The organism is Bacillus sp. XB1, from assembly GCF_053557995.1.
In genome coordinates, this window is record NZ_JBNRIL010000001.1 from 2,841,051 (window position 1) to 2,854,687 (window position 13,637).

The window sequence follows — 13,637 nt, forward strand, 5'->3', positions numbered from 1 at the left end:
AAGTCCAACATTCCTCGTACTATGGTATACAACCACCTTTTGTCTAAAAGAGTCTAATCATTCTTTTCCTATGACCATTTACATATAATCTTTTCTATAACACTAATGATAAGTTAAGGTTTAAGCCTATTAGACAATCTTAATTTTTAATATTTCCTTCTTTTGTTAACACATCGGCCATGCTTTTACATTTAATAGTAATAAAAGACAACTTAAAAGGAGGGGTTGTATTGAAGAACAAAAAAAATATTGGCTGTTTCGCTCCTTTATCTATCATTTGTCCAGACCCTTGTCCACCGCCCCCTCCTCCAAATCCAAATTGTGAACGAGTAACAAATGAATTTGCAGGAAATTTCCTCATAACGAATAACACCATCCCCTCTGTCAAAGATGGATCACAATCAATGATACTGTGGCAAAGTGATGGGATACTACTTATATCAGGTACTGTCTCGGTTTACAATAGTACTAGCAGCACGGAAGCAATTATGATTCAAATTGTTGGAGCAGTAACTAATGTTTTCACTGTGTTTCCTGGTAATACAATATCTTACACAGGAAAAGACTTAGAGTCAGTCAGTATTATCAATATACAAAGTAACCCTTCACTATATTTAGAAGGTAAGTACTGTTGCGAATTTACATGTTGCTTATAGAATACCAATTTCATTGCTTTCTCAATAAAAAAGCATACCATTTACGGTATGCTTTTTTATGAAATCGGATAACGTACAGTAATACAAAACTCTCCTTGATTAACAGTTGTTCCTGTCGTAGTAATTCGAACAGTCGTAAAATATCGGACAGTGAAAGTACCACTACTTTGCGGTTGTACAGTAATTGTATCAATTACTGTAGCTCCAACTAAAAAATCAACTGTAATCGGGTTCGCACCTACATCATATTTCACGTAACCTGAACCATATACTTCTTGCGTGATATTATTTGTATATACAATTTGAGTACCAGCACCTGTAATAGACCAGTCTGTACATACTTGGTCTTGCACAAGTGTTTTATTAGAACAACAAGACAAACTGGAACTTCTCATTCCCATTTCGATCCTCTCCTATTCTGCTATGAAAGTGGATAACGTGTTGTAATACAAAATTCTCCCTGATACGTTCCAGCAGGTGTTGCAGGTAACACAACTTGTATACTATCAAAGCGACGATACGTAAAAGCAATACTCGTTCCTGGGTTTAATGTTTGTGTATCAATTGTACCCCCAGCAGAATCAAGCGCTTCTACAGTAATTGGGCCTGGTCCAACATCATATTTAACAAAACCAGTACCAACTACGTTTTGGTTAATATTATTTGTATAGAGAACATTATCAATTGCTGTTGCAACTACAGTAGCAGACCACGGACTACACACTTTATCTTGCACATAATTTTTATCTGGACAACAAGTTAATGCTGACCCTGAGCACTCACAAGACATAGTTGTTTCCCCTCTCTCTTTTATATTCCCTATATGTGTATGTCCCTCAGAGTCTTTTGCCTGTACTATTCATCTATTTTCAAAAAATATTCAAATGACTAGATAGATTCCGTTTTGTTTCTTTTCTTCATATATTTATAGACAAAGATACTAGCAACAATAAGAATAACGCCTCCTAATATCGGTAGCATATATTGTCCAACAACATCCGCTGCTTTTTCCCAATGCGGACCTAATTTCATTCCAAAATAAACATACAAAGTCGTTAACGGGAACATTGCTACAAATGTATATATACTAAATTTCCATATGTTCATTTTCGCCATACCACACGGAACAGAAATAAGCGTTCGAACCCCTGGTACAAAGCGTCCAACAAATGCTACAACTGGTCCATATTTCTCAAAGAAATCATCTGCTTTTTGAATTTGTTCTTCTTTAATAAAGAAGTATTTTCCGTATTTTATTAATAGCGGACGACCACCATAATAACCAAGTGCGTATAACGTTAACGGTCCTGTCGTTCCGCCAAGTGTTCCAGCTAATACAGCTAGCCAAAAATTCATATCTCCCTCGTATACCCAATACCCAACCATAGGCAAAACAACTTCTGCCGGAATAAATTCGAACGTTAAAGCCAATACAACTCCAAAATAAGAAAACTGCTTTAAAAACTCGATTATATCTAAAATCATTTGCTCCATATTTTAACTCCTATCCTACGTTTACGTTATGCTTTTCTTGTAATTGAACTGGCGCCATTTTTACAATTCGGTTCAAAATAAATAACACAATTCCAATATCATCTAAAATACCGATAAACGGTAGGAAGTCTGGAATTAAATCAAGCGGCATCGCAACATAACCAACTAAAAAAGCAACAGATAAAATTTTCTTCTTTATTGAAACCTCTTTTGAAGTAAAAAAGTCAAATAGGAATGGAACAAATCGGCGAACATGAAATACAACTCTTAATCTACTAATAAGTTTTTTCATTTTTATATCTCCTCTCTTTGTATACGAAAAGGACCCTACCAAATATGGTAAGGGTCCTCAAAAAGACAGAAAGGGGCCTTTACCATTGCTGGTAAAGGTCTCACTAACAACGAAACGTTGCCAATAAAGCCGAGGGTTTCTCCCTGTAATGACGACTTTACTGTAATAAGTTACTCCCCTTTATACACAATTTTATACACTCACATTAAAATATTTCAGAGGGCTTGTCAATATATTTTATATCCCAATCCCTTTCGTAAAAAACAAAAAACGTATAGGAAATTTCTTACTATCTCATAATATACATAATCATTTTTGAACGAAAGGAGATGTTTCATTTGCATACCGTCTGGAAAGGTGCACTTTCACTTGGACTATTAAATATAGGAATTAAACTATACAGTGCCGTAGAAGAAAACGATATAAAATTTTTAAGCCTCCATAAAGAATGTTTAACACCTATTAAATATAAAAAATTTGCTCCTGATTGTACGGATGAAGAAATTGATGATAACGATATTGTAAAAGCCTATGAATACGCACCTCATAAATATATTATTATGGATGAAAAAGAATTAGCTGAATTACAACAAGCTCATGAACCACGATCCATTCGTATTATATCTTTTGTCCAAAATAACGAAATCGATTCTGTTCTTTATGATCGCTCTTATTTTATAGGTCCTACCCCAGGACATGAAAAATCGTATTTATTATTAAAAGAAGCTCTTGAACGTACAAATAAACTTGGGCTTATTCATATTTCTATTAGAAAAAAACAACATTTAGCTATTATCCGTAACTTTGAGGATGGTCTTATGTTGCAAACTATTCACTACCCTAATGAAATTCGCGCTATAACAAATACACCTAACTTACCAAGTAACGAAAATTATCCGATTCAAAAACAAGAACTCACAGCAGCAATCAATTTAATCCACCATCTTACAAATCCTTTTGAACAAGAGATGTATACAGATGAGTATAAAGAAGCCCTTACCGAACTAATCGAAAACAAAATTGAACAGCAGGAAAAAACCGAAACAATCTCTCCAGCTCCGAACATCATTAATATTATGGAGACATTACAGGCAAGCATTGAACAAGCAAAAATAAAAAGAGACAATAAAACAGAAAAAGAGGCCAAATAAAATTGACCTCTTTTTCTTTAAAGCGGATTACATTTCGGCATTTCAAGTCCAGACGATTGAGCTAGTTTTAATAAGTAGTAACATTCTTCTCTTGCCATATGATCTGCCATTCTAGCTGATAATGCACTTAATACTTCATGAGATAACTCGAGCTCTTCCACTTCATGTAAAAAATGCGAAAATAATTTCAATTCAAGTGAAACATCTTTCGTAAACTTCTTTAATGCAGGAAAATGATGCAGCTCTGTCCGTAAATACCCTGTCATTTCAACTGCCTTTAAGTAAAATTGTTCAAAATGCTTCGTAAATTCTTCGCTTTTCTCTTTCAATCTTTTTTCAACAAGATCTAATCCACCAGAAATAGAGCCTGCATGACCAGCCGCATCCGTTAACCAAACGAGATGATAATGTAATTCATGAAAAACAGGCGGAACTTCCCCTTTCTTCAAAAACTCTAAAACTGTTATATACTCTTCCACTTCGTTTACCATATGATTAATAAAAGTTGGCGTAAAATGAATAGTAATTTTCCCTTCCAGCTGTTTCTGTATAATATTTAATTTAAACGCCCGAATCTCCTTAGCGGCTTGTTCTGCCTCTTTTGAAAATGCCATCAGATTCACATTCCGAACTTTATTTAACAAATTCGTAAATGTTTCAACAAAGTAAGTAGCTTTTTTTATATCCTCTTTTTCCTTCGGAGCTAATGCATCCAGTAAAAATTGTGCATGATCAGTAAGTACCTTTAACCAAAATTGATGCTCAAACAACGCACTTTCTTCATAATTTCTCTCCACTAAATCCCCTCCGTCTATTCATCCTTCTCTATCACTTGAAGTTTATATCCATCCGGGTCTTGTACCACAATACTCTTCTCACTTTTGTTTTCTGTATATGCGATTTTATAAAATACTAACCTCTTCTTTACATTCCCTATGTTAGAAATTGAAAAGGTTAGAACATCAACTGAGTCCGTAACACTCTTCTCACGCCCGCCCAAACTGCGATTCATCACAAAACTAATTCTCGTTGAATCAGTATCATACCAAACCCCTGTAATATCTAATTGCGGCCTTTCTGAACTAGGTGTTATCCCTAAAATCCCTTCATAAAAATACAGAGTTTCCTTTAAGTTCTTTACTTCCAATACAATGAATTGTTTCACAGTCTCCACATTCATTCCCCCCGTACCTATTACTTTTTTATATGTGTCATAAATGCCTATTATGTCTGAATACAATACGTAGTAATGAACATGTAAGGAGGTTTATTCGTGAATAAATATATGAGATCATTCGTGCCCTATCATAGCCCTCTCGATCCTTGTCCTCCTATCGGAAAAAAATATTATTCTACTCCTCCTAATTTATTTTTAGGCTTTCAACCGCCAAACTTGCCGCAATTCACACCAAAAGAAGCACTACAAAAAGGGACTTTATGGCCTGTTTTTTATGACTATTATGAAAATCCTTATAAAAAAGGGCGGTGACTACTGACGTGAATCAATCGCTACCAGAAGAATACTATCAGCTTTTACTGGAGCTTCAAGAATTAGACTTTGTACTAGTTGAACTCACTCTTTATTTAGATACACATCCAGATGACACCGCTGCGATTAATCAATTTAATGATTTTTCCTATAAACGGAGAGTATTAAAACAAAAGATGGAAGAAAAATACGGACCACTCCAACAGTTTGGCAATAGCTATTCTAATGCCCCTTGGGAATGGAGCAAAGGTCCTTGGCCATGGCAAATATAAAGGAGAGAAACTATGTGGATTTATGAAAAGAAATTACAATACCCAGTTAAAGTGGGAACTTGCAATCCCGCACTTGCAAAATTATTAATCGAGCAATACGGTGGTGCAGATGGAGAATTAGCTGCTGCACTACGTTACTTAAATCAACGTTATACAATTCCTGATAAAGTCATTGGCCTACTTACTGATATTGGTACAGAAGAATTTGCTCACCTTGAAATGATTGCTACAATGGTTTATAAGCTGACGAAAGATGCGACCCCTGAACAAATGAAAGCTGCTGGTCTTGACCCTCATTACGCTGATCATGACAGTGCTCTTCATTACCATAACGCTGCTGGTGTTCCATTTACTGCAACCTATATACAGGCTAAAGGTGATCCAATTGCCGATCTATACGAGGATATTGCAGCTGAAGAAAAAGCACGCGCAACATATCAATGGCTCATTAACTTATCAGATGATCCAGATATAAATGACAGCCTACGCTTCTTACGTGAACGAGAAATTGTCCATTCACAACGTTTCCGAGAAGCAGTTGAAATTTTAAAAGAAGAACGCGATAAAAAAATATTTTTTTAAAACACGTATCCTAGCGATATGTGTTTTTTTATGTTAAAAGTTAAATCCTTCCTATTAAACATATAAATAGTATATTTATTCGATTTAATGCATTATTTTTTAATATTTTCAAAATTCCCTATTGCTTTCTAGTCATCAGACCTTTAAAATAATAACAGTTACTCGACAAATTATTTGAATTTTCGACAAAAACACTCATTAGGAGGATTTTCTTTATATGCATACAACTTTAAAACCAGCGCAAATACTTTCGATTAGTTTATTACTATTCGCAGTTTTCTTCGGTGCTGGTAATATGATTTTCCCGCCCCTTCTCGGTCTTTCTTCCGGAGAAAATATGTGGGTTTCCATTACAGGGTTTATTATTACAGACGTCGGTTTATCTTTACTTGCTATCGTTGCTGTTGCCCTTGCTGGTGGTAGTTTTAACACTTTAGCGAGCCGTGTTCATCCAAAATTCGCAGCAGTATTCGCTATCATTATTTATCTTTCAATCGGCCCACTATTTGTTATTCCACGAACTGGATCTGTATCTTATGAAATCGGGATTGCACCACTTTTCCCAGATCAATGGTATTCTATGTTAGTTTTTAGTGCGATTTTCTTTACAGTCGTTTACTTCTTATCATTAAATCCATCCAAGCTAGTAGATCATATCGGTAAAATATTAACGCCAATTTTACTTGTAATTATTGCAATTATGGCAACAAAAGCGATTCTTTCACCAGGGACGTTTGCAGAACCTATCGGTGACTATAAAGACATCCCGTTTTTCAAAGGATTTCTTGAAGGATTTTTAACGTTAGATGCAATTGGCGCTCTCGTACTATCAACAATTGTTGTAAATGCAATTCGTCAAAACGGTATACAAGAGAAGAAATCTATCGCGAAATATACAATCATTTGCGGAAGTATCGCTGCTCTATTCTTAACAATTGTTTACTTCTTACTCGGTTATATCGGAGCTTCAAACGGAAACTTAGGGCAATTCGAAAACGGTGGTCAACTATTAGCTACTGTTATGTATCAATTCTTTGGGACAAGCGGTAATATTTTATTAAGTATCGCCATTATCTTCGCTTGTTTAACAACGGCAATTGGCGTTGTAAGTGCATTTGCAAATTACTTCACAACAGTGCTAACAAATGTTTCATACAAAAAGCTTGTGCTATACGTTTGTATCTTTAGTTTCGTTATTTCAAACTTAGGATTAAGCTTATTAATTAAAATCACACTACCTGTATTAATTATTTTGTACCCAATTACAATCATTTTAATTTTCGTATCATTTATCGATAAATATACGAAACGTAAACCTTCTGTCTACATCGGAGCGATGATCGCAGCATTTATTATTAGCTGTATTCACGCACTTGATAATGTGGAAATGATACCAGATTTTATCGCTAATATCGTACACATCATTCCTTTTTATAACTTAGGAATTGGCTGGATCATTCCAGCAATAATCGGTGGTATAATTGGATACTTTATTCCGCAAACAGAAGCTGCAGGTGAAGTTTCTACAAAATAAAGAAAAGAAGCAAGCATGAAATCCATGCTTGCTTCTTCTTTCTCTTCACATCGTATGCTTAAAAGTAAATAACTCTTCTTTTGACTGCACAACAGATTGTTCCTCTTCTACAACATCCTTCTTTAGCTCTCCGCCTAACCTTACTTTCAACATCGCCTCTTCTATACTTTTCACAATCATATTTCCTGAAAAAATAGTAAGCCCAAAAAATGTAATTGGGACGAGAGGAATCCATGGATGCACTGTTAATGATCTAAAGTATACTCCAATTAAACCTGACCATTCATGCGTATAAGATTCCACCTCTTTTATAGGTCCACCAAACGTAACAGTCCCACCAAAGAACACTTCAAGTAATCCTAAGTGCAGTAAAATAGTAAGGCTCTGCGTAAACTGTTGAAGAAATACGAGTATAAAAGTCATATAGAGATGCGGAAAAAGATGTTTTATAACAATACGTCTTCTCGATCCGCCTAATATGCGCGCGGCATCAACAAATTCTTCCGTTCGCAATTTACGAACTTCCTTCGCAACATACAGTGCAATAACTGGCATTACAAGCAGTACAAGTAATACCACTTGAAACGAAGCCCTTTCAAAAAAGGTTGTTGTCTCCTCTCCGCTTCCAAATGCATTTGCAGATTGAAGAAAAAAATACGCAATCATAACTGTCGGAATAACTGTAAAACTATCAAAGAAAGCCTCAATTTTTGAAAATCCTCTTTTTATATACGTTCCGAGTACGACACCGAAAAACACACCTATTACCATTCTAAGTGCCGCAATTAAAATAGATATACCAATCGTCCACTTCGCGCCCTCAATGACTAAATGTAACAGGTCATACCCTTTCCGGTCTGTCCCGAGTAAAAATTGGAATGAAGGTGGAAACGGTGGCACTTGTGGATTTTCATCCGCATCATATTGCAATGTAACTTGTCTAATATGTCCATCATTCCATAACGTATTTCCGATGCTCAAAAGAACTAATAGGAGAAGAAACCCAATGCTTATCCAAAATCTTTTATCACGTTTTATATACGTCCACATATTATAATCTCTCCTTCATCGCAGCCGGAATGAGATAATGAAACAATTTAAATAAAATAAAAATCGGAATATATATAAGAAGCACACTAACGATGAAAACCTCAACTCTAATACCAAAATACGATTTCAAAAACATAAAAATACCACCCGTATTAAAAATCCATTCTATAATATATAAATTAGATAACATAAAAAAGATATTCGTTTTTGCAAAAAATAATGTACTAAGCAACACATTTCGTAAAATATGACGATTTAAAATATGAAAGCGCCCCAGCCCTTTCGCCTTAGCAAATAGTACATAATCTTTTTCTAGTTCATTTTCAAAACGAAGCACGACCATTTTTACAAACATAATCGTAGTCGGGATGCTCAAACACAATATTGGCAACCCCCTAATCGACTCGCCTCCAATTGAAGCAATTTGAAAAGGTAAAAAACCTGTTTGTTTAAAAAACCATACAACTAAAATTTGTGATACTAAAATAAGAAGAATATCTGGAATGGATTCTAGGAAGATAAGAAATGATTTAATTCGATGTTGTATACGCGGTGAACTACTCATAATTACATAAACGATACAAAATGCTACAAATAATGAAATAAAAAAAGCAGCCAAAAAAATAATAATCGTTTCTTTATAATGGACGAACAGCTGCGGAAATAAAAATTTACCTTTCACATATTGCAAATTGGAAATATCCATTAAGTTCACAAACACTTCTTTTAAACTCTGTATGTACTCTGATGCATGCAGCTCAAATCCATAAAATAATTTCGGCAGTGCTCCTAAACAAATAATCCCCAAAATCGAAATAAGAAATTGAATCGTCACTTCCATCCCATTCAAAAATACCTTTTTGACCATTTTCGCCCTTCTCTCTCTATAATTTACCTCTTAATTTTATTCTTAATTTTCTGAATTGTAAATATTTTAAAGGCAAAAAATCACTAGGCTATGATCCTAGTGATTCTTTATGCGCATGCCTTTCTCTTTTCGCAAACGGCATATACAAAATGAAACATCCAATAAGCGCAGCTATTTCTAATGAAATAATATAGTAAGGATGCGGCCCTAACATATCGAGTAATGAAGCTGTTTCTGGCTTATGAGCTAAAAACATATAATTACCACCTGTTTTGTAATTCACAAACGAAACAAGCGGAATCAATATGTTTAAAAATATCATCGTACGCTTAATAGATTGCAAGGTCGGTCTATAGCCTTCCACCCAAGTCATAAAGAGTGGTGCCCAAATAAGCAATACATGCGCGATAAAATATTCAATAAAACGAAAATGCGGAAAAGCATATTGCAAATTTGGTGTTAAAATGGCTTGTGATGCACCAATAATTCCCGTAAAAAATACAATCTCATATATTCGATAACTTTTCGTTACAATCATAATCGACGCTAACAATAAACTAATTGTACATAACTCAAACGGTAATGAAGTAGCTAGCTCAAAAATCCCCGCTTTCCACTCCCACATATGAAGCCCAATTTCACTACCTATAAATAAAAATGCAATCGCATATCGAACCGTTATATTCCACTCATTTTGACGTAATAAATCTTGGTATTGATACAGAAAAAATATCCCCACCAACATAATAAATAATATAATGGCATGTTGCCTTGAGTATGGAATAAACGGTTTTAATGGATGCGCACTAAAATAAGCTTCCATCTTCCTTCCTCCTCTCCTTCATACAATATTATTGTAAGAAAGAAACAACGAGTCAATTCATTTGCTTACAATAGGACAACCTCTACCTTACATTTACATATTCATACCTTACAAAACTGTAAGGTTATTGTAAGCTAAAACGATTTGTCAGATTCTTCACCTCTTCTATACTTAATGTAGATACTAAAACGAACGAAAAGGTGATAAATAGATGAAAAAGAAAAATAAGGTGTTAATTACTAGTGTAGTAGCAATCGGAATTGCAGCTGGATCATACTTTGCATTTGCTGGGGGCGGTTCAGAAGTAGCAATGGCATATAGCGGATATAAAGTAACTGAAAAACAAATCCAAAACGCGCAAAAATTTGGTGGCGAAGTTATTCCAAATGGAATTGAAACTATTTCATTCGATCCAACAAAAGGAACATATGAATTAGCTGTAAAAAAAGGCGATGAAGTGAAAAAAGGTCAGCTTCTATTTAAATACAATGATCCGACTGCGAAACAAGGTATAACAGAAGCAGAAATGCAAAAGAAAATCGCACAAAAAGAAGTAACGTTGTTCCAAAAACAAATTGATGCGGCGAAACAAAAATTACAAAAAGATAAAAATGCAGGCCTTCCTGCTGAAGCATTAAAAGCATCAGAAGTTGAAGTTGGGCAATTAGAATCACAACTTGAAATGAAAAAGTTTGAAGTTGAAAAAGCTGATGAAATGATTAAAGCAGCAAAAGAGAAAGTAAACACTCTTTCTGTAACAAGTCCTGCTGATGGCGTAATTGATGATATCGTAAAAACTGCTGACGAAAAAACAGGTATGAGCGGAATTACTCTTCGTCACGCTGGTCAATTTAAAGTAAAAGGTCAACTTTCTGAATATGAGCTTGCTAGTATGAAAGTTGGGCAAGAAGTAACTATTTCATCAAAAACTGTCGCTGGTAAGACTTGGACAGGAAAAGTAACAGAAATCGGTTCTACACCATTAAAGAGCATGGATGAAAATAAAACTGTTTCTAACTATCAATTCACTGTCACATTAGATAATAGTGACGAATTACAAAACGGCTTCCACGTTTACGTAACAAGTAAATCTGGCGAAGCAACTGGTACAATTGTTCCGAAAAGCAGTATCGTGAAAAAAGGTGACAAAAATGTTGTCTTCGTTGTAAAAGACGGTAAGGCGAAAGAACAAGCAGTTACTGTTGAATTCGAGACTGATAGCGAAGCAAAAGTTTCTGGAGTGAAAAAAGGAGAGGAAATTATCTCTAAACCTGAAAAAGACTTAAAAGATGGTATGGAGGTTGTCGCCCAGTGATTAACTTAAAAGGCATCACGAAATCCTTCCAAAATGGTGCAGAATCCGTTCAAATATTACACGGAATTGACGTAACACTGAACCAAGGAGAATTCACTTCTATTATGGGACCTTCTGGTTCTGGTAAATCAACATTAATGAACATTATCGGTTGCTTAGATAAACCGACGACAGGTACGTACGAACTAGCCGGTCAAAATATTTCAAACATGACTGAAACAGAACTTGCACACGTACGTAATAAAGAGATCGGATTCGTATTCCAAAACTTCATGTTATTACCGAGACTTACAGCGCTTCAAAATGTAGAACTACCTCTTATTTACGCTGGAGTCGATAAAAAAGAAAGACGCGAGCGCTCATTAGCTGCTTTAACAAAAGTCGGTTTAGCTGATCGCGCTACTCACTTACCGAACGAATTATCAGGTGGACAAAAGCAGCGTGTCGCTGTTGCACGTGCAATCGTAAATAACCCAAAATTCATTTTAGCCGATGAACCGACGGGAGCACTTGATACAAAAACAAGCACACAAATTATGGACCTCTTTTACGAATTAAATAAACAAGGCTCAACAATCATTATGATTACCCATGACCGTGAAATCGGGGAAGCTGCAGCACGTCAAATTGTAATTCGTGACGGAAATATCGTCCAAGATTGGAGAGGTTAATTTTGAATACGAGTGAAAATATACGCATGGCCCTTTCCTCTATCTTTGCTCATAAAATGCGTTCTATTTTAACGATGTTAGGTATTATTATCGGTATTAGTGCCATTATTACTATCATTTCAATGGGTGATGGTACAAACGCAAAGTTTAAAAAAGAATTAGGCCAAGGAAAAGATAACGAAGTAACGATTTACTACAACAATCCTGATTACGGAACAGATAGTGCCAAAATCACACCTGATATGCTAAACCGTCTGCAAACTGTACCAGGCGTTAAAGATGTGTATCCAGACGTAAGTATGAAAGTAAAAGCATCTGCTGGTTCAAAAGATGTAAATCTTGATTTAAAAGGTGGAACAGGCGCCTTTATGACAGATTCGAAAATAAAATTAGTTCACGGTCGTGAATTAAATGACAGTGAACTAAACCAAGCAATCCCTGCTGTTATATTAAATGAAGAAGCTTTCAACAAATTATTTAGTAGTGGTTGGGAATCAAATCAATACACAGATATAAAAGGAAAGCCGTATAAAATAGTTGGTGTATACGAAACGAAAAACGACTTTGGAATGCCTATGCCTGAAGGTTATACATCACTTGAAAATGCGCCTGTCATTTCAGGAGTAAATGAGTATGACTCTGTAAGATTAACAATGACCTCTCCGACAGAACGTAAAAGTGTAGAAAAACAAGCCGTTTCTGTCTTAAACGAAATGAAAGCTCCTAAATTTGAGCACAAATTCGAAGCACAAGACTTAGGTGAATTTACGAAACAACTAGACGAATCAATTGGTATGATGAAAATGGTATTTGGTGGTATTGCTGCTATCTCCTTACTTGTTGGTGGTATCGGTGTAATGAACATCATGCTCGTATCTGTAACAGAACGTACACGTGAGATTGGTATTCGTAAAGCACTTGGTGCAACACGTGGTAAAGTATTAACACAATTCTTAATCGAATCTTGTATTTTAACAGGACTTGGTGGTTTCATCGGATTCATGCTCGGTATTTTCTTCGCTTGGATCGTCTCAATCTTTGCTGGATGGCCACTCGTTGTCTCAAAAGAACTTGGACTTCTTGCAGTAGGTATTTCAATGCTAATCGGTATTGCATTCGGACTACTACCAGCTAACAAAGCTGCCAAACTGGATCCAATTGAATGTTTACGATATGAATAAACAAAAACGTAGGAGTTTACACTCCTGCGTTTTTTATTTATCTACTAAATTGAGTTTCTTCTATTATATATGTTTCACGTTACAACTATCATTCTCATACTCTTCATTATTTATAGGTAATAAGGCTATTATCTAATTCTATTATTGCAAAAATACTATGTAACAGACGAAAATCAAGGCGTAATTTTTTCCATACTTCGACTGATTTTGTAACAATTATATCGATATTTTATTAAATTTCACCTCATTTATATATTTT

At 35.2% G+C, this 13,637-nt stretch carries 19 protein-coding genes; 9 read left to right on the top strand and 10 right to left on the bottom strand.

Annotation, left to right across the window (positions count from 1 at the left end):
* Positions 1–139: 139 nt before the first annotated feature.
* On the bottom strand, positions 140–388 hold the full coding sequence (locus ACK1U5_RS14575; RefSeq protein ID WP_313897971.1) for a hypothetical protein: 249 nt from the start codon (positions 386–388) through the stop codon (positions 140–142).
* On the opposite strand from ACK1U5_RS14575, the gene ACK1U5_RS14580 reads away from it, so the two are divergent.
* Positions 276–656, top strand: a complete 381-nt coding sequence (locus ACK1U5_RS14580) for an S-Ena type endospore appendage (protein WP_223277264.1) — start codon at positions 276–278, stop codon at positions 654–656. The two genes, ACK1U5_RS14575 and ACK1U5_RS14580, sit on opposite strands and share 113 nt — an antisense overlap.
* Before the next feature lie 56 nt (positions 657–712).
* Here the strand turns inward: ACK1U5_RS14580 and ACK1U5_RS14585 are convergent, their stop codons facing one another.
* From ACK1U5_RS14585 to ACK1U5_RS14600, 4 genes are all read right to left on the bottom strand, one after another.
* Complete coding sequence (locus tag ACK1U5_RS14585) at positions 713–1,057, bottom strand: DUF3992 domain-containing protein (RefSeq protein WP_000525814.1); 345 nt, start codon at positions 1,055–1,057, stop codon at positions 713–715.
* 20 nt (positions 1,058–1,077) lie between these two features.
* Positions 1,078–1,446, bottom strand: a complete 369-nt coding sequence (locus ACK1U5_RS14590; protein ID WP_001277540.1) for a DUF3992 domain-containing protein — start codon at positions 1,444–1,446, stop codon at positions 1,078–1,080.
* A 98-nt stretch (positions 1,447–1,544) separates the two neighbouring features.
* Positions 1,545–2,150, bottom strand: coding sequence for a DedA family protein (locus ACK1U5_RS14595; protein ID WP_000437066.1), 606 nt, complete (start codon positions 2,148–2,150; stop codon positions 1,545–1,547).
* Between the two features lie 10 nt (positions 2,151–2,160).
* A complete protein-coding gene (locus ACK1U5_RS14600; protein ID WP_000733852.1) occupies positions 2,161–2,442 on the bottom strand; it encodes a YkvA family protein in 282 nt (93 codons plus the stop codon).
* Between the two features lie 338 nt (positions 2,443–2,780).
* Between ACK1U5_RS14600 and ku the strand changes: the two genes are divergently transcribed.
* Complete coding sequence (gene ku, locus ACK1U5_RS14605) at positions 2,781–3,593, top strand: non-homologous end joining protein Ku (RefSeq protein WP_000557745.1); 813 nt, start codon at positions 2,781–2,783, stop codon at positions 3,591–3,593.
* A 17-nt stretch (positions 3,594–3,610) separates the two neighbouring features.
* Here the strand turns inward: ku and ACK1U5_RS14610 are convergent, their stop codons facing one another.
* Positions 3,611–4,390, bottom strand: a complete 780-nt coding sequence (locus ACK1U5_RS14610; RefSeq protein ID WP_000440975.1) for a DUF2935 domain-containing protein — start codon at positions 4,388–4,390, stop codon at positions 3,611–3,613.
* Positions 4,391–4,404: 14 nt separating this feature from the next.
* On the bottom strand, positions 4,405–4,833 hold the full coding sequence (locus ACK1U5_RS14615; RefSeq protein ID WP_113710799.1) for a VOC family protein: 429 nt from the start codon (positions 4,831–4,833) through the stop codon (positions 4,405–4,407).
* A gap of 33 nt (positions 4,834–4,866) precedes the next feature.
* On the opposite strand from ACK1U5_RS14615, the gene ACK1U5_RS14620 reads away from it, so the two are divergent.
* The 4 genes from ACK1U5_RS14620 to brnQ2 all read left to right on the top strand — a co-directional run bounded on the left by ACK1U5_RS14620 (position 4,867) and on the right by brnQ2 (position 7,470).
* On the top strand, positions 4,867–5,082 hold the full coding sequence (locus ACK1U5_RS14620) for a spore coat associated protein CotJA (protein ID WP_001046257.1): 216 nt from the start codon (positions 4,867–4,869) through the stop codon (positions 5,080–5,082).
* Positions 5,083–5,090: 8 nt separating this feature from the next.
* Complete coding sequence (locus ACK1U5_RS14625; RefSeq protein WP_001076510.1) at positions 5,091–5,354, top strand: spore coat protein CotJB; 264 nt, start codon at positions 5,091–5,093, stop codon at positions 5,352–5,354.
* A gap of 12 nt (positions 5,355–5,366) precedes the next feature.
* The gene (gene cotJC / locus ACK1U5_RS14630; protein WP_000265273.1) at positions 5,367–5,936 is read left to right on the top strand and encodes a spore coat protein CotJC; all 570 of its coding nucleotides are present in this window, start codon (positions 5,367–5,369) and stop codon (positions 5,934–5,936) included.
* Positions 5,937–6,153: 217 nt separating this feature from the next.
* A complete protein-coding gene (gene brnQ2 / locus ACK1U5_RS14635; RefSeq protein WP_069605430.1) occupies positions 6,154–7,470 on the top strand; it encodes a branched-chain amino acid transport system II carrier protein BrnQ2 in 1,317 nt (438 codons plus the stop codon).
* A gap of 45 nt (positions 7,471–7,515) precedes the next feature.
* On the opposite strand, the gene ACK1U5_RS14640 is transcribed toward brnQ2, so the two are convergent.
* The 3 genes from ACK1U5_RS14640 to ACK1U5_RS14650 all read right to left on the bottom strand — a co-directional run bounded on the left by ACK1U5_RS14640 (position 7,516) and on the right by ACK1U5_RS14650 (position 10,211).
* Positions 7,516–8,520, bottom strand: a complete 1,005-nt coding sequence (locus tag ACK1U5_RS14640) for an ABC transporter permease (RefSeq protein WP_000269948.1) — start codon at positions 8,518–8,520, stop codon at positions 7,516–7,518.
* Between the two features lies 1 nt (position 8,521).
* Complete coding sequence (locus tag ACK1U5_RS14645; protein WP_000239675.1) at positions 8,522–9,388, bottom strand: ABC transporter permease subunit; 867 nt, start codon at positions 9,386–9,388, stop codon at positions 8,522–8,524.
* An 88-nt stretch (positions 9,389–9,476) separates the two neighbouring features.
* Positions 9,477–10,211, bottom strand: a complete 735-nt coding sequence (locus ACK1U5_RS14650) for a YwaF family protein (protein WP_000388678.1) — start codon at positions 10,209–10,211, stop codon at positions 9,477–9,479.
* A gap of 211 nt (positions 10,212–10,422) precedes the next feature.
* On the opposite strand from ACK1U5_RS14650, the gene ACK1U5_RS14655 reads away from it, so the two are divergent.
* From ACK1U5_RS14655 to ACK1U5_RS14665, 3 genes are read left to right on the top strand one after another with little or no spacing between them, the layout of a single operon-like run.
* Positions 10,423–11,526, top strand: a complete 1,104-nt coding sequence (locus ACK1U5_RS14655) for an efflux RND transporter periplasmic adaptor subunit (RefSeq protein ID WP_061139766.1) — start codon at positions 10,423–10,425, stop codon at positions 11,524–11,526.
* Positions 11,523–12,197 carry an ABC transporter ATP-binding protein gene (locus ACK1U5_RS14660; protein ID WP_000609104.1) on the top strand — a complete coding sequence of 225 codons (675 nt, stop codon included), beginning with the start codon at positions 11,523–11,525 and terminating at the stop codon, positions 12,195–12,197. Before ACK1U5_RS14655 ends, ACK1U5_RS14660 begins: the two co-directional genes overlap by 4 nt.
* A gap of 26 nt (positions 12,198–12,223) precedes the next feature.
* Positions 12,224–13,378 carry an ABC transporter permease gene (locus tag ACK1U5_RS14665; RefSeq protein WP_406741370.1) on the top strand — a complete coding sequence of 385 codons (1,155 nt, stop codon included), beginning with the start codon at positions 12,224–12,226 and terminating at the stop codon, positions 13,376–13,378.
* The last annotated feature ends 259 nt before the right edge of the window (positions 13,379–13,637 follow it).

What these genes read in the sequence shown, in the direction of transcription:
- ACK1U5_RS14600 (WP_000733852.1), bottom strand. Translation starts at nt 2,442, where the DNA reads ATGAAAAAACTTATTAGTAGATTAAGAGTTGTATTTCATGTTCGCCGA.
- ACK1U5_RS14655 (WP_061139766.1), top strand. Translation starts at nt 10,423, where the DNA reads ATGAAAAAGAAAAATAAGGTGTTAATTACTAGTGTAGTAGCAATCGGA.
- ACK1U5_RS14645 (WP_000239675.1), bottom strand. Translation starts at nt 9,388, where the DNA reads ATGGTCAAAAAGGTATTTTTGAATGGGATGGAAGTGACGATTCAATTT.
- ACK1U5_RS14585 (WP_000525814.1), bottom strand. Translation starts at nt 1,057, where the DNA reads ATGGGAATGAGAAGTTCCAGTTTGTCTTGTTGTTCTAATAAAACACTT.
- ACK1U5_RS14595 (WP_000437066.1), bottom strand. Translation starts at nt 2,150, where the DNA reads ATGGAGCAAATGATTTTAGATATAATCGAGTTTTTAAAGCAGTTTTCT.
- ACK1U5_RS14640 (WP_000269948.1), bottom strand. Translation starts at nt 8,520, where the DNA reads ATGTGGACGTATATAAAACGTGATAAAAGATTTTGGATAAGCATTGGG.
- brnQ2 (WP_069605430.1), top strand. Translation starts at nt 6,154, where the DNA reads ATGCATACAACTTTAAAACCAGCGCAAATACTTTCGATTAGTTTATTA.
- cotJC (WP_000265273.1), top strand. Translation starts at nt 5,367, where the DNA reads ATGTGGATTTATGAAAAGAAATTACAATACCCAGTTAAAGTGGGAACT.
- ACK1U5_RS14665 (WP_406741370.1), top strand. Translation starts at nt 12,224, where the DNA reads ATGGCCCTTTCCTCTATCTTTGCTCATAAAATGCGTTCTATTTTAACG.
- ACK1U5_RS14650 (WP_000388678.1), bottom strand. Translation starts at nt 10,211, where the DNA reads ATGGAAGCTTATTTTAGTGCGCATCCATTAAAACCGTTTATTCCATAC.
- ACK1U5_RS14590 (WP_001277540.1), bottom strand. Translation starts at nt 1,446, where the DNA reads ATGTCTTGTGAGTGCTCAGGGTCAGCATTAACTTGTTGTCCAGATAAA.